This window comes from Cupriavidus necator, assembly GCF_016127575.1.
GTDB lineage: Bacteria > Pseudomonadota > Gammaproteobacteria > Burkholderiales > Burkholderiaceae > Cupriavidus > Cupriavidus necator_D.
The window spans coordinates 1,536,570-1,551,315 of record NZ_CP066018.1; the positions used below are offsets into that span (position 1 = coordinate 1,536,570).

A 14,746-nucleotide genomic window follows, 5' to 3' on the forward strand; every position below is an offset into this window, starting at 1 on the left:
TGGTCTAGCGGTCTAGCCGTATTTGCCGTATTGGTGGTACGGCAGGGTTCAGCCTTGCTTGGCGTCAGACTTGGCTTGCTGCGGGCCCTCGGCCTTGGGGGCCGAGGCCGGCGCCGCCGGGGCGGAGGCCGTCGCCGCGGCCGGTGCCGAGGCCCCGGCCGGCTTGAACGGTACCGCCCTGGCCGGCGCACCGACCTTGACCTTCTGCAGGCCTTCGACGATCACCTTCTCGCCGCCCTTCAGGCCTTCGGTCACGACCCAGCGGTCGCCAATGGCCTGCGGCGCCTTGACCGGCACCGCCGCGACATTGCCGTCCGTGCCCACCACCATCACGCTGGCACCCTGCGCGCCGCGGATCAGCGCCCGCTGCGGCACGGTCAGTGCGTTCTCGTCCACGCCCTGCTCGATCTTCACGCGCACGAAGGTGCCCGAGAGCAGCTCGCGCTTCGGGTTCGGGAACTGCGCGCGCAGCGTGATCGCGCCGGTGGTCGGGTCGACCGTCATGTCCGAGAACAGCAGCTTGCCGGTGTGCTCGTACTCGCGGCCGTCTTCCACGAACAGGCGCACGTTGGCGCCGCCGTTGACGCCCTTGACCACGCCGGACTCGATGGCGCGGCGCAGGCGCGTGACTTCCGAAGCCGGCTGGGTGAAGGTGACCCACATCGGGTCGACCTGCTCCACCAGCGCCAGCTTGGTCGCCTCGCCCTTGCCCACCAGCGCGCCCTCGGTCACCAGCGCACGGCCGGCGCGGCCGCTGATCGGCGCGGTCACGGTGGTGTAGCCCAGGTTGATCTGGGCGGTGCGCACCGCCGCCTTGGCCGAGGCCACGTCGGCGTTGGCCTGGCCGGCGGAGGCCACGGCGTCGTCGTACTCCTGCTTGCTGACCGCGTTGACGGCCACCAGGGGCTTGTAGCGATCGGCCTTCAGGCGCGCCGACACGGCGTTGGCCTCGGCGCGCTGCAGCGCGGCCTGGGCCGAAGCCAGCGTGGCCTGGTAGGGTGCCGGGTCGATGCGGAACATCACCTGGCCGGCCTTCACTTCGCCGCCTTCGGTGTAGTTGCGCGACAGCACGATGCCTTCGACGCGAGCACGCACTTCGGCCGTGCGTATGCCTTCCAGGCGGCCCGGCAGTTCATTGACGACGGCGACCGGCGACGGCGTCACGGTCACCACACCCACTTCCGGCGGCGGCGGGGCGCCGCCTTCGGCCTTCTTGTCGCCGCAGGCAACAAGCGCCACGGCAGACAGTGCCGCTAGTGCATAGGCAGCAACGCAACGGATACGTTGGGACTTCCTCATCGATAACCCCATGATGGCAATTTGAGATCTGCCGCATCGTCCCGACCTGTCATCCGACAAACGGATACGACACAGCCCGCCGCACGGTTTGCGGCGGACAAAAGCGTGATGCTAGCCACAAATCGCGGCGTCGCAGTGTCAAATGCGACGAACGGCGGCTTTTATGTAACGACTGGATTCATGACCGGCTGGCCTGCGGCAGGGATTGCCAACTGTGCTGGGTATGTCACAGAAGGCGGCTGGCCGAATGCCGGACAAGCGCGTATTATATATACATTCAAGCATGTATGTTAAGTTGATGTTGCAGAAGGGACTTTCGGCGCACAACCTGCGCCGCAGGGCCGCGGCAATACGGATCCCGCCCCCGGTCAAACCCAACCGGCCGGTCCAAATTGCTCCCCACCCGTTCGGAATCACGGCGCAAATCGCCGGCTCGGGTTAGGATGCGCGCCGTCGTATCGGCTCGCAGGCTGCAAGCACATTGGCATGTGACGACAACGACCCGCCGGCGCGTGCGCCGGCCGTGCGGCTGCCACAGCGGGGCCGCACCCAGGGAGAACCAACAAGGCTGGCCATGACGGATCCATTGCGTCATGCCGCCGGCACCAGAGACAAAAATGGTCAGACGTACCAAGGAAGAGGCGCTTGAAACGCGCCACCGGATTCTCGACGCGGCCGAAGCCGTGTTCCACGCCCGCGGCGTGGCACGCCCGTCGCTGGCGGACATCGCCGAGGCGGCGGGTGTCACGCGCGGCGCGATCTACTGGCACTTCAAGAACAAGAGCGATGTGTTCGCCGCCATGTGCGACCGCGTCAACCTGCCCGTGGAAGCGCTGTGCGACCCCGAGCGGCTCGCGCGCCAGGAAGACCCGCTGGGCGGCATCCGCGACATCTGCGCCTATGTGATGCGCCAGACCGTGGTCAACCCGCGCTGGCGCCGGGTGTTCGAGATCATCTTCCACAAGTGCGAGATGGTGCAGGACAACGGCGCCATCTTCGAGCGCCAGCGCCAGTCGCACCAGGAAGGCCTGGTCAAGATGCGCGAGCACCTGCGCCTGGCCCTGGAGCGCGGCCAGCTGCCCGCCGACCTGGACCTGGACCTGGCCGTCAATGCCTTCCATGCCGCCATCGGCGGGGTGCTGGCGCACTGGCTGTTCTCGCCCCAGGACTTCGACCTCGACGCCAACGCCGAGCGCATGTCCGACGCCTTCATCGATACCCTGAAGTTCTCGCCGGCGCTGCGCCACGGCTACGTGCCGCGCCCGATGGCGGCGCTGGACCGGGAACTGTCCACGCTGTGCCAGCAGGCCTGCCCGAACGCCCAGCCGGGCGGGCTCGATACCGGCGACCTGGTCCCCTGAGCGGCGCGCTTATCCGCGCTTATCCGCGCATGGCCTCGCGCCAGCGCGCCAGGAATGCGCGCTTGCGCATCGCGTCCTGCGCGGCCAGCAGGCCCGGGCCGACGCTGATCGGCTTGAGCGCGTAGCCCAGCCGCTCCGACAATGCCGCCGCGGTGTGCACGCTGTCGGTATCGGTGCGGATGGTGTAGAGCTGCGAGGTGGACTTGGCCAGCAGCGCCTGGCCCTCGCGCGAGAGCAGGTAGTCCAGCCACAGCCGCGCCGCATTGGGCCGCGGCGCGCGCCGGGCAATAAAGGCTACTCGCGACATCACCAGCGTGTAGTCGCGCGGGGCGATCACGTCGATGGCCGCGCCACGCTCCATCAGCGACAGCGCGTACGAACCCAGCAGGTTGTAGCCCATCACCAGCTCGCCGCTGGCGATGCGCTCGATCATCTCGGCGGTGGACGCCGACAGCTGCACCCCGGCGCGCCCCAGCGCCTGCGCCAGATACCAGAACTCACTGCCCATGCGCGCGTCCTGCTGCGCCAGCAGGTAGCCCACGCCCGAGCGCTCCACGTCATACGTCACCACCTTGCCATGCCAGCGCGGCGCGTGCTCCTGCAGCAGCCGCGCCAGCCCGCTGCGGCTGCGCGGCGGGCGCATGCCGGCCAGGTGGTGGCGGTTGTAGACGATCACCGCGGGCTCGAAGGTGGTGCCCCAGGCCTCGTCGCGCCACACCGCCCAGCCGGGCAGGCCGGCGCGCTCGGGCGAGGCGTAGCGCTGCGCATGGCCGTCGTTGACCAGCTTGATCTGCAGGTCCATCGCCGTGCTCCACAGCACGTCGGCGAAGGCCGCATCGGGCGCGGGCCGCTTGCCGCCCAGCGCCGCGGTCTCGGCCAGGAAGCGCTGGTTCAGCTCGATCGTGTTGAGATCCTGGTAGTGCACGCGGATGCCCGGGTAGCGCGCCTCGAACGCGGCGATCAGCGGCTGCGCCACTTTCAGGTCGGTCGATGCATAGACCGTGACCATGCCTTCGCGCATGGCGCCGGCGATGGTGGCGTCATACCCGGACGGATACCCCGGCGGCGGCGCCGGGGGCCTAGACTGGGCATGAAGGGGCCACGCGGCCGGCAAGGTGGCGCCGGCCAGCAGCGATGCGCCCAGCAGGCGGCGGCGCTGCCCCGAGGCAGGCGGCTCGCAAGCGCACGGCAGGGACGGCGGGGGTGGACGCGTGGGCACGGTGGTCGGAAACGGAAGAACTGCCTGTGGAAGGGAGCGGGCGCACGGACAACACGCGCCGGGACCAGCGGGGCGGGGTTATTATAGGCGCCCGCGGCGGGCGCGCTCCATCGGTGCAGCCCCCTGTTCTCCGGACGGTTTCCGCCGCCGCAACCGAAACATGGACCAAACCGGCAGAGGAGGAGACCGGCATGCGCATCCTGCTGGTGGAGGATGAAATCGAACTGGCACGCTGGGTCGCCCGCGCGCTGGAGCAGGGCGGCTTTGTGATCGAGCATGTCGCCGACGGGCTGCAGGCCGAGGCCCGCCTGCAGGCCGAGGAATACGACGCGGTGCTGCTCGACCTGCGCCTGCCCGGCAAGGACGGGCTGGCCGTGCTCAAGTCCATGCGCGCGCGCGACGACCGCACCCCGGTGCTGATCCTGACCGCGCAGGACACGCTGGACGAACGCGTGCGCGGCCTGAACCTGGGCGCCGACGACTACCTGCCCAAGCCCTTTGCCATTGCCGAGCTGGAAGCGCGGCTGCTGGCGCTGATCCGCCGCAGCCGCGGGCGCGCGCATCCGCGCCTGCAGTGCGGCACGCTGGTGTTCGACGGCGAGACCCGCAGCTTCACGCTGGACGGCGCCCCGCTGGCGCTGACCCCGCGCGAATCGACCCTGCTGGGCGCGCTGCTGGCACGCAGCGGCCAGCCGCTGACCAAGGCGCAGCTGCTCGACAAGGTGTTCTCGCTCGACGCCGATGTCTCGCCCGACGCGATCGAGGTGCTGGTCTACCGGCTGCGCAAGAAGCTGGCCGGGCACGGCGTCACCATCGTCACCCTGCGCGGCTTCGGCTACCTGCTGGAGCCCGAGGCCGGACGCTGAAGATGGCGCGGCGCCATCGCGTCCCGTCCTGGCGCCGCGGCAGCCTGCGCCGGCAACTGCTGTTGCTGCTGGTGCCGGCGCTGGCGGCGATGATGGCGATCGACACCTGGCTCACCTACGGCACCCTGCGCGACGCCGCCAACACGGCTTATGACCGCTCGCTCTATGGCTCGATCCGCGCCATCGACAGTGCCATCGGCATGGCTGGCGACAACGTCCAGCTGACCCTGCCCGATGCCGCCATGGAGATGTTCGAGACGGCGGCGCAGACCCATGTGTTCTACCGCGTGTCGACCGAGCGCGCCGGCCAGGTCGAGACCGTCACCGGCTACGACGACCTGCCGCTTCCTGCCGGCACCCTCGTCAACAACCAGCCGCGCTTCTACGACGCCGAATACCTGGGCGAGTCCGTGCGCATCGCCGCGATGGCGCGGCCGGTATACCGCCCGGACGCGCGCATGCGCGTGATCATCCAGGTGGCCGAGACCGCCGAGCCGCGCACCACGCTGATCGGCACGGTCTGGCGCAGCGCGCTGGCGCGCGACCTGCTGCTGATCCTGCTAAGCGCCGGCATCCTGGTGGGCGGCGTCACCTACGTGCTGCGCCCGCTGGCGCGCGTGCGCGACGACGTGGAAGCGCGCTCGCCGGATGACCTGACACCGCTAACGTTCGAGCGCGTGCCCGCCGAGGTGCGCCCGCTGGTCGACGCGGTCAACCTGCACGTGTCGCGCTCCGCGGCAATGGCGCAGTCGCAGGCCCAGTTCATCGCCGACGCCGCGCACCAGCTGCGCACGCCGCTGGCCATCCTGAAGACCCAGGCCGAATACGCCCAGCGCCAGCTGCGCGCCCCTGACCCCGAGACCGCGCGCCAGGCCGCCGGCGAAGCCGTGGGCGGCATCGTCACCCAGCTGGAACAGGCCGCGCGCCTGACCAACCAGCTGCTGGCGCTGGCGCGGGTACGCCAGCACCACGGCGAAGCCGCCCAGGAAGCCGATGGCATCGACATCATCGACGCCGTCACCGTGGCCGAGCAGGTGGCGCTGGACTACCTGCCGCTGGCGCGCGGCAAGCAGCAGGACTTCGGCTGGGAGCCGGTGCCGGGGCTGAAGCTGCCGGTGCGCGCCGACCCCGCGCTGCTGCGCGAGGCGCTGGCCAACCTGGTCCACAACGCGATCCAGTACTCGCCACGCGGCAGCCGCATCACGCTGTCGGCCACGCGCGCCGACCAGACCGCGTGCCTGGTGGTGGAAGACGATGGGCCGGGCATTCCGGCCGAAGAGCGCGAAAAGGTCTTCGCGCGCTTCTACCGGCGCGTTGGCAATGCGGAGCCGGGCTCCGGGCTGGGGCTGGCCATCTCGCGCGAGATGGCGGCGCGGTTTGGCGGCACGGTGGAGCTTGGCGACGGCTTGCAGGGCACCGGCGTGCGCGCGGTGCTGAAGCTGCCCATCGGCGAATAACCCCTAACCATATAACTCCTCCGCCACCGTCGGATGCAACTGCACCGTGGTCTGCAGGTGCGATTCGCGCACGCCCAGCCGCAATGCCACCGCCAGCGTCTGCACGATCTCGGGCGCGGCGTCGTCCATCAGGTGCGCACCGAGCACGCGCCCGCTGCGCGCGTTCAGCACCAGCTTGAACATCGACTGGTGGGAGTTGCCGGCAAAGCGGTTTTCCAGCGAGACAAAGCGCTTGACCACGGTGCGGATGCGCTCGGGCCTGCCGGCGGCTGCGATCGCCTGGGCCTCGGTCAGGCCCACGGCGCCGATGGCGGGCTCGCAGAACACCGCGGTCGGCACGAAGTCGAAATCGGCGCGTTCGCCGCGCCGGCCGTACAGGCGGTCGGCCAGCCAGCGGCCCTGCGCGGTGGCCACCGGGGTCAGGTGCAGGCCGTCGATGGCGTCGCCGAGCGCGTAGATGCCGCGCACGTTGCTGCGGAACTGGCGGTCCACGCGGATGCCGCCCTTGTCGCCAAAGTCCACGCCAACCGCCTCCAGCCCGAAGCCCTGCACGTTGGAAATGCGCCCGATCGCCGCCAGCGCGGCCTGCGCGCGCACAGCCTCGGTCTGGCCGGGGCGGTCGGTGGGGCGGTAGCACACTTCAACCGCGCCGTTGGCCTGGCTCAGCAGGTGCACCCTGGCGTTCAGGTGCAGGCGCACGCCGCGCGCGGTCAGTGCCTCGGCCAGCGACCGGGAGATGTCGTGGTCGAAGTGGGGCAGCAGCCGGTCGCCGGCAACGATCAGGTCTACCTTGACGCCGTAGCGCGACAGGATCGAGGCCTGCTCCACGCCGATGTAGCCGCCGCCGATGACCGCAATCGAACCCGGCACGGTCTGCCAGGTGAAGACATCGTCTGAACTGGCGGCCAGTTCGCCGCCCGGGACTTCGAGCGCGCGCGGGCGCGCGCCGGTGGCGATCAGGATGCGGCGCGCGTGAATGGTCTCGTCGCCGACGCGCACTTCGTCCTTGCCGGTAACCAGCGCATCGCCGCGCAGGATTTCCACGCCGGATTCGTGCAGGCGCTGGGTGTAGCCCGCGTTCAGCCGCGCAACCTCGGCATTGACGCGCACGATTGCGTCGCGCCAGTCCTCACGCCCACCGGTATGCGACAGGCAGCCCGACAGGATGGCCGACCAGCCGGCGCCGTAGGACAGCATCTTCTTGGGCACGCAGCCGCGGTTGACGCAGGTGCCGCCGATGGCATCGCGCTCGACCAGGATCACGCGTGCGCCGTGCGCGGCGGCACGCCGCGCGCAGGCCACGCCGCCCGAGCCGCCGCCGATCACCACCAGGTCTGCCTTGCGCACCTTGTCATTGCGCCGCGTGCGGCCGTCGCGCACGCGCGGCACCTGCTCCACCGGCGGCGCCGCGCTGACCTCGCGGGCGCGCCGCGGTTCCCTGGCCCCGGCGGGGGTTGTCTGGCGCTTAGTCATCCATGCCTCCTGTCGCGGCACACGGGCCGCATCGACAACAATCAGGCCAGCGCCAGCAAACAAGAAACTAGGCAGCGGGCCGCAGTTCGGTATTCAGGATCGACGGCCACTCGCGCAGGAAAGTTTCCCCGTCGCGGCGGCCCAGTTCGTAGGCGTGAGTCATGGCATCGGGCCGGGTGTAGTCCCAGCTCGAGATCGGCACGCGCTGCGAGGGCTGCAGGTACAGGCGGCGCTGGCCGCCTTGCTCAAGCACGAAACGGCGCGGGCGCGGATACAGCCTTGTCACCAGCACCAGCACATTGCCCGGGGTGGCATCGAGCGCGTCCACGGGCACGTTGTCGACCAGCCCGCCGTCCAGCACCGGGCGGCCGCCGCGGCGCAGCACCGGCGTAAACGGCGGCGTGGAGGCCGACTGCAGCAGCAGGTCGGCCAGCTGCTCGGGCGAATCGCAGTCCTGCGCGCGCACGAACTCCGGCCGGAAGCCCAGCTTGCGCCCCAGCCGCGGGTGCAGCGTCTTGAGCACATGCTTGTCGATGTTGTACGCCAGCAGCCCCGCTGCCACCGCCAGGCGCGGGCCGCTCCAGCGCGGGATATGGGCCACGCCGATGCGGATCTCCGGCGCCTGCTGCAGGTGCGAGAGGCGCCCGTCGGCGAAGATCGTCAGCAGCGCGGTGCGGTAGATGCCGTAATGCGGGAACACGCGCTCATTGCGCAGCAGGTTGCCCCAGTAGGCATTGCGGCGGTTGTTGGACAGGACCTCGCGGTAGTAGTCCATGGTCTGATGCGAGTCGTGCGCATAGACCATGCACGCCGTCGCCGCGCCGGCCGAGATCGCGGCGATCACGCGCGGGCGCAACTGCAGTTCCGGCGCGACCGCGTCCCACCAGCCCGCCTGCCACCAGCAGCGGTTGCCACCGCCGGCAAAGACGACCTGGTCGAAGGGATGGGCGTGGCCGGAAGTCATGGGCGCTGGCGTTGCGAGGGGATCAGAGCAGGGCGTAGGTGGTGGTGGCCTGCACCGCCAGCTTGCCGTCGGTGCCGGTCAGCTCGATCTCGCCGAACACCACGGTCTTGCCCAGCCGCAGCACGTTGGCGCGCACCAGCACGTCGCCGTCGATCACCGGGCGCATGAAATTGGTGGTGAGCGTGACCGTGGTCATCGGGCGGAAGGCGCCCAGCGCGCTGGCCACGGCGACGATCATGGCGGTATCGGCGGCGGACATCAGCACCTGGCCGCAGACCACGCCGCCCGCATGGCGGAACGATTCGCTGAACGGCAGGCGCAGCGTGACGCCCTGGGCATCGACGGCTTCGGCACGCAGGCCGAGCTGGCGCACCCATGGCGCCAGCACGCGCTCCAGCGTGGCGTCGATATCGTTGAGGCTGAATTGCGGTGCGGCTTCGGACATGGCGCTCCTGGTTCTGGCTGGCCGCACCGTAGCCGTCCTGTAACGGACCGCTACTCTGTCTCCTCCGGCGCGACGCGATGTTTGAGGCAATGATACAGGGGGCCGGTGGCCAGCACCACGAAGGCCATCCGGATCACGTGGAACGCGGTCACCAGCGGCACCCCCACCTCCAGCACCTTGGCCGTGATGCACATCTCGGCGATGCCGCCCGGCGTGGTGCCCAGGATCACCGTGGCCGGGTGCGCGCCCGACTGCGCCGACAGCCCCCAGCCCACCAGCGCCGATACCACCAGCGCCAGCACGGTGTAGAGCGCCACGCCCGACAGGAAGCGCGGCGCGGTATGCAGGAACTCGCGCGAGAAGCGCACCCCCAGCGAGACCCCGATCAGCAGCTGGCCGGCACGGCTCATCCAGGTGGGGATGGCCGACAGCTCGATCCCGGACGCGGTCAGCACCGCCGCGGCCAGCAGCGTGCCGATCACGAACGGGTTGGGCATGTTCAGCCGCTTCACCAGCAGCGCCACGCCCAGCGTGATCGCGACCAGCGCCAGCAGCCCCGGGGCGCTGACCACGCGCGGGCCGGGGATATAGGGGTCGAGCCCGTGGATGCCGCCGTACTGGAAGATGGCCGGCACGGTCACCACCACCATCAGCACCCGCAGTGAATGCGCGGCCGCCACCTGGTCGATGCGCGCGCCGTTGCGCTCGGCCAGGTTGGCCATCTCCGAGGCACCGCCGATGGCGGTGGAGAAGAACGCGGTCTTGAAGGCCACGCCGGTGGTCCGCCGCAGCAGGATGGCACCGCCCGCGCCCAGCACCAGCGCGAACAGCGAGCCGGCAATGATGTAGGGCAGGTATTCCACCAACCGCGCCACCACGTCCGGCGTGAAGTAGAGCCCGAGCGACGCGCCAATCACCCACTGGCCCGCGTTGCGGGCCTGCGACGGCGCCCGCAGGTCGGCCCCGGCCATGCGCGCGGCGGCCACGGCCAGCAGCGGGCCGATCATCCACGGCAGCGGGGTATGCAGCGCGGTGCAGAGCAGGGCGGCGGCCAGCCCGAGCGCCAGCGTGGGCAGCGCGGACAGCCAGGGGTTGGAGAAGAGACGCATGGTTCAGCGGCCTGGCACGGAAGCGCCGGCGCCTTGTTGTTTTGGAAAACGAGAGACGAAAGACAAGAGGCCCGCACACCATTGGCGTGCGGGCCTCGCAAAGCTTACCGCAAGATCGCGCGCATCAGGCCGCGTTGTCGGCCTGCGCGTGCGCCGAGGTGCGGGTCGCGTGCCAGCGCAACAGGCGCGGGATCACCACCACCGCCACGGTCAGCGCCAGGATGGTGGCCGAGATCGGCTGGCGCAGGAACAGGGTCCAGTCGCCCTGGCCGATCGACAGCGCATTGCGCAGCTGCTTCTCGGCCATCGGCCCCAGGATCATGCCCACGATCACCGGCGCGGTGGGGAAGTCGAAGCGGCGCATCACCATGCCGAGCAGGCCGACCACGAACAGCAGCAGCAGGTCGAACCACGACTGGCGGATGCCGTAGGCGCCCAGCCCGGCGAAGATCAGGATGCCGCCGTACAGCAGCGGCGTGGGCACGCGCAGCATGCGCACCCACAGCCCGATCGCCGGCAGGTTCAGCACCAGCAGCATGACGTTGCCGATATACAGCGACGCCAGCAGGCCCCACACCAGGTCGCCCGAGGTCTGGAACAGCATCGGGCCCGGCTGCAGGTTGTAGTTCTGGAACGCGGCCAGCAGGATCGCGGTGGTGTTGGAGGTGGGGATGCCCAGCGTCAGCAGCGGGGCCAGCGTCGCGGTCACTGCGGCGTTGTTGGCCGCTTCGGGGCCGGCCACGCCTTCGATCGCGCCGACCTTGCCGAAGTCTTCCTTGTGGTCGGACAGCTTCTTCTCGGTGGCATACGACAGGAAGGTCGGGATCTCGGCGCCGCCGGCGGGGATCAGCCCGAACGGGAAGCCGATGAAGGTGCCGCGGATCCACGCCGGGATCGAGCGCTTCCAGTCCGACTTGTTCATGTGGACCGAGCTGAGCTTGTTGAAGGTGCCCGCCGGCTGCGGGAAGAACGCGTTGAACAGCGCCTCGCCCACCGCGAACAGGCCCACCGCCACCACCACGATGTCGATGCCGTCGTACAGCTCCTGCACGTTCATCGAATAGCGGGTCTGGCCCGACAGCGAATCCATGCCGATCAGGCCGATGCCCAGGCCCAGGAACAGTGCGGTCATGCCGCGCAGCAGCGACGAGCCCAGCACGGCCGAGACCGTGGTGAAGGCCAGCAGCATGATCATGAAGTACTCGCCCGGGCCGAACTGCAGCGCAACGTCCGCCGCCACCGGCGCGAACATCGACAGCATCACCGTGGCGATGGTGCCCGCCACGAACGAGCCGATCGCCGCGGTGGCCAGCGCCGGGCCGGCGCGCCCGTTCTTGGCCATCAGGTTGCCTTCCATGGCTGTGACCATGGTGGAAGACTCGCCCGGCGTGTTCATCAGGATCGAGGTGGTCGAGCCGCCGTACATCGCGCCGTAGTAGATGCCGGCGAACATGATCAGCGCGGCGGTCGGTTCCACCTTGGCGGTCAGCGGCAGCAGCATCGCCACCGTCAGCGCGGGGCCGATGCCCGGCAGCACGCCGATGGCGGTGCCAAGGAAGCAGCCCACCAGGGCCCACATCAGGTTGATCGGCGTGATGGCCACGGCAAAGCCGTGCATCAGCTGGTTCAGGGTATCCATTCGAAGACTCCTTGCTGGACGGGCGGGCGGGCTCAGAAGCCGGCGATGGGCAGCAGCGGCAGGTTGATGCCGAGCAGGAACTCAAACAGCGCCCACATCGGCACCGTGATGCACAGGCCCATCAGCGCGTCGCGCACGATGCGGCGGCTGCCGTAGCCACGCGCCACGCACACCATCAGCAGCGTGGAAGCGATCACGAAGCCAAGCGTGCCGATCAGCGCCATGTTCAGCACCAGGCCCGCGGCCACCCACAGGAAGCCGCCGAAGTTGTGCGGCGCGTTGGGCAGCTCGGCATCTTCTTCCGGCATATTGCGGAAACCGCCGCGCACGCCCTGCCAGGTCAGCAGCGCGCCGCACACGGCCAGGCCGACGGCCACCAGCGTGGGCACGAAGCGCGGCGACAGGCCGGCGTAGCCCTCGTCGCCGGAAATGCCGGACAGCCCGAGGAAGAAAAACAGGGAGAGCGCCAGCACGGCAATGCCGATGGCGAGGTGCGAGGGTTTCATGGAGACTCCTTGGCCTTTGTCGCCAGCATGGGTGCTGGCGTCCGCGACGCTGGCAGGTGCTGCCCGCGCGGCGGCAGGGCCCGGCGACATATGATTATTTGTCTGGTATCGCAGGTGGACACCGGGCCCTGCGCCGTTTTCCTGCCGCCGGGTTCACCGGCGGGATTGGCAGGCACGACAGGTAAAGCAGGTTGATGCGGTACTGCCGGTTTGGGTGCTGCCGGCAGTTCTTACTTGGCCACGCCCAGTTCACGCAGCGAGCCGCCCAGGCGGGCCGATTCGCTGTCGACGAACTTGCCGAACTCGTCGCCAGTCAGCAGGAACGGGGTCCAGTCATTCTTCTGCAGCGTGTCCTTCCAGGCCTGGCTCTCGGTGGCCTTGACCACGGCGTCGATCATGGCCTTGCGCTGCTCGGCGCTGATGCCGGGCGCGCCGTACACGCCGCGCCAGTTATAGATCTCGACGTTCACGCCTTGCTCCTTGAGCGTCGGGATATCGGCGGTGCGGTCCTTGGAGGTCACCGCCAGCGCGCGCATCTTGCCGCTCTTGATGAAGGGCAGGAATTCCGACACGCCGGCGATGCCCACCGTCACGTGGCCGCCCATGATCGAGGCCGAGGCTTCGCCGCCGCCCTGGAACGGCACGTAGTTGATCTTCTTGGGATCGACGCCCGATTCCTTGGCGATCAGGCCGGCCAGGATGTGGTCGATCGAACCCTTGGAGCCGCCGCCCCAGCTGACGCTGCCCGGGTTGGCCTTGAGCTGCGTGGTCAGGTCCTTGACCGACTTGATCGGCGAGCTGGCCGGCACGGTGATGACCATGGTGTCGGCGAACAGGCGCGCGATCGGGGTGGCGTTCTTCAGCGTGACCGGCGGCTTGTTGGTCTCGATCGCGCCCACCATCACCGCGCCCACCACCATCAGCGCATTGGGGTTGCCCTTGTCGGTATTGACGAACTGGGTCAGCGCGATGGTGCCGCCGGCGCCGCCCTTGTTGTCGTATGAAGCGGTCTTGGCCTGGCCCGCGGCAATCATCGCGGCGCCCAGCGAGCGGCCGGTCTGGTCAAAGCCGCCGCCGGGGTTGGCGCCGATCATGACCTTGACGCTATCGAGCGCAAAGGCCGGCGCGGCGGCGAAGGTGGCGGCAACGGCGGCCGATGCCATCACGGCATGGGCCAGGCGGGAATAGGTACGGCGCATAGCGGTCTCCTGGTGTTACCGGGGATGCGCCATGCCAGCCTGCTGGCAGCCGCGATCCGACCCGGGCGTTCCGGCTGCCACTGCGTTGCGGGGGACGGGAAGACAGCCTGGCGGACTGCGCGAAAGGCGCAGTGCCGGTGCTTGTCTCCTGTCCGGCGCGGCGGGGCGTGGCCGGGACTGTTCTTGGACTTTTGGTGAACGTCAGACCGGAATTACCGGTCATGGGGCGGATTCTAGGCGGGGGAAACTGTCAAAAGGCTGTCAATCGGGGGCAGAAAGGGTCGGGGTTTACGTGGATGGCGGATTGCAGCGCGGGCGCAGGCCCCTCAACCCGCCGGCTTCGCCTGCAGGCACGGGTCCTTGCGCGCCACCGCCGGCACCACCACGGCCATGTCGAACTCGCCGTCGGCAGGCGGGTTTTCCACATACCCCACGCTGACCACCTGCCCCACGCCCGCCCCCAGCCAGCGCGGCACGCCGATGTCGCGCCGCACGTGGCCGTTGCCGGCGATCAGCACCGCGCCGCGCTGCGCGTAGGGGCGCAGCGTCTGCGCCATCACCGCATCGCGCGCGGCCTGCGCCGCCAGCATCCCGGGCAGCATGGCCTTGGGGAAATTGCCGCAGTGGCCCCGGTCCAGCACCGCCGTCTGCGCGGCCACGAGGTCGCCGGGGAGCGCACCGGACAGACCCAGCTGCTGGCGCTCGCCGGCCGGGAACAGGCTGTCCAGTCCGCCGCGCACGATCTTGCCGGCGTCGGCGCGCGACAGGTTGGCCGCCACCAGCGGCAGGTCGTACCGCAGCGCCAGCGCCACCACCGGCCGGTACAGCGGCCATTGCCAGGCACCGCCGCCGGCCTGGGCGATCAGGTAGTCGGCATCGCGCGGGCGCTCGCGGCGGGCGCGCTCGATATCGGGCTGGCGCTCGCGGTCGAACTGTTCCATGGCGATGGCCGGGCGCCAGCCTTGCTCGACGGCGCGCGTCAGCGCGGCCAGGCGCTGCTGCTGCGCGGCGGCGTTGTCGTGGACCTCGCCCAGCAGCACGTAGGACTTGCCGGCGAAGGCGGCGCTGACCGCCTCGGGCGCGGGGCGCGTGGCCGCGCAGCCGGTGGCGAGCACAGCGACAGCGGCGGCCAGCATGCCGGCAATGCGCAAACGGAATGACATCACGCAGTTCCTTTCCCTATCTCGTTGTAGTGGCGGGGTTGGCGGC

The 14,746-nt window shown here is 69.7% G+C and carries 13 protein-coding genes; 3 read left to right on the plus strand and 10 right to left on the minus strand.

Annotated features, from left to right (window positions below; genetic code table 11):
- Positions 1 to 48: 48 nt before the first annotated feature.
- Positions 49 to 1,299: an efflux RND transporter periplasmic adaptor subunit gene (locus tag I6H87_RS07145; RefSeq protein ID WP_011616281.1), complete on the minus strand. Its 1,251-nt coding sequence runs from the start codon at positions 1,297 to 1,299 to the stop codon at positions 49 to 51.
- 617 nt (positions 1,300 to 1,916) lie between these two features.
- On the opposite strand from I6H87_RS07145, the gene I6H87_RS07150 reads away from it, so the two are divergent.
- On the plus strand, positions 1,917 to 2,660 hold the full coding sequence (locus tag I6H87_RS07150) for a TetR family transcriptional regulator (protein WP_010811354.1): 744 nt from the start codon (positions 1,917 to 1,919) through the stop codon (positions 2,658 to 2,660).
- A gap of 19 nt (positions 2,661 to 2,679) precedes the next feature.
- On the opposite strand, the gene I6H87_RS07155 is transcribed toward I6H87_RS07150, so the two are convergent.
- Positions 2,680 to 3,774, minus strand: coding sequence for an ABC transporter substrate-binding protein (locus tag I6H87_RS07155; protein WP_011616279.1), 1,095 nt, complete (start codon positions 3,772 to 3,774; stop codon positions 2,680 to 2,682).
- A gap of 296 nt (positions 3,775 to 4,070) precedes the next feature.
- Between I6H87_RS07155 and I6H87_RS07160 the strand changes: the two genes are divergently transcribed.
- Both I6H87_RS07160 and I6H87_RS07165 read left to right on the plus strand, forming a co-directional pair.
- Positions 4,071 to 4,745, plus strand: a complete 675-nt coding sequence (locus I6H87_RS07160) for a response regulator (protein ID WP_010811352.1) — start codon at positions 4,071 to 4,073, stop codon at positions 4,743 to 4,745.
- A 2-nt stretch (positions 4,746 to 4,747) separates the two neighbouring features.
- Positions 4,748 to 6,202 carry a sensor histidine kinase gene (locus tag I6H87_RS07165; protein ID WP_011616278.1) on the plus strand — a complete coding sequence of 485 codons (1,455 nt, stop codon included), beginning with the start codon at positions 4,748 to 4,750 and terminating at the stop codon, positions 6,200 to 6,202.
- A 3-nt stretch (positions 6,203 to 6,205) separates the two neighbouring features.
- Here I6H87_RS07165 and I6H87_RS07170 read toward each other — a convergent pair whose 3' ends face one another.
- From I6H87_RS07170 to I6H87_RS07205, 8 genes are all read right to left on the minus strand, one after another.
- Entirely contained in the window at positions 6,206 to 7,675 is a 1,470-nt protein-coding gene (locus I6H87_RS07170; protein WP_041687579.1) for a dihydrolipoyl dehydrogenase family protein, read from the minus strand.
- Between the two features lie 67 nt (positions 7,676 to 7,742).
- A complete protein-coding gene (locus I6H87_RS07175) occupies positions 7,743 to 8,639 on the minus strand; it encodes a patatin-like phospholipase family protein (protein ID WP_011616276.1) in 897 nt (298 codons plus the stop codon).
- A 22-nt stretch (positions 8,640 to 8,661) separates the two neighbouring features.
- The gene (locus tag I6H87_RS07180) at positions 8,662 to 9,084 is read right to left on the minus strand and encodes a PaaI family thioesterase (RefSeq protein WP_011616275.1); all 423 of its coding nucleotides are present in this window, start codon (positions 9,082 to 9,084) and stop codon (positions 8,662 to 8,664) included.
- Between the two features lie 50 nt (positions 9,085 to 9,134).
- Positions 9,135 to 10,193: an AbrB family transcriptional regulator gene (locus tag I6H87_RS07185; protein WP_010811347.1), complete on the minus strand. Its 1,059-nt coding sequence runs from the start codon at positions 10,191 to 10,193 to the stop codon at positions 9,135 to 9,137.
- Between the two features lie 124 nt (positions 10,194 to 10,317).
- Positions 10,318 to 11,832 (minus strand): tripartite tricarboxylate transporter permease, encoded by a 1,515-nt coding sequence (locus I6H87_RS07190; RefSeq protein ID WP_010811346.1) that lies wholly within the window; start codon positions 11,830 to 11,832, stop codon positions 10,318 to 10,320.
- Between the two features lie 32 nt (positions 11,833 to 11,864).
- A complete protein-coding gene (locus I6H87_RS07195; protein WP_010811345.1) occupies positions 11,865 to 12,338 on the minus strand; it encodes a tripartite tricarboxylate transporter TctB family protein in 474 nt (157 codons plus the stop codon).
- Positions 12,339 to 12,568: 230 nt separating this feature from the next.
- On the minus strand, positions 12,569 to 13,537 hold the full coding sequence (locus tag I6H87_RS07200) for a Bug family tripartite tricarboxylate transporter substrate binding protein (RefSeq protein ID WP_010811344.1): 969 nt from the start codon (positions 13,535 to 13,537) through the stop codon (positions 12,569 to 12,571).
- Between the two features lie 326 nt (positions 13,538 to 13,863).
- A complete protein-coding gene (locus tag I6H87_RS07205; RefSeq protein WP_011616274.1) occupies positions 13,864 to 14,700 on the minus strand; it encodes a ChaN family lipoprotein in 837 nt (278 codons plus the stop codon).
- Between the last annotated feature and the right edge of the window lie 46 nt (positions 14,701 to 14,746).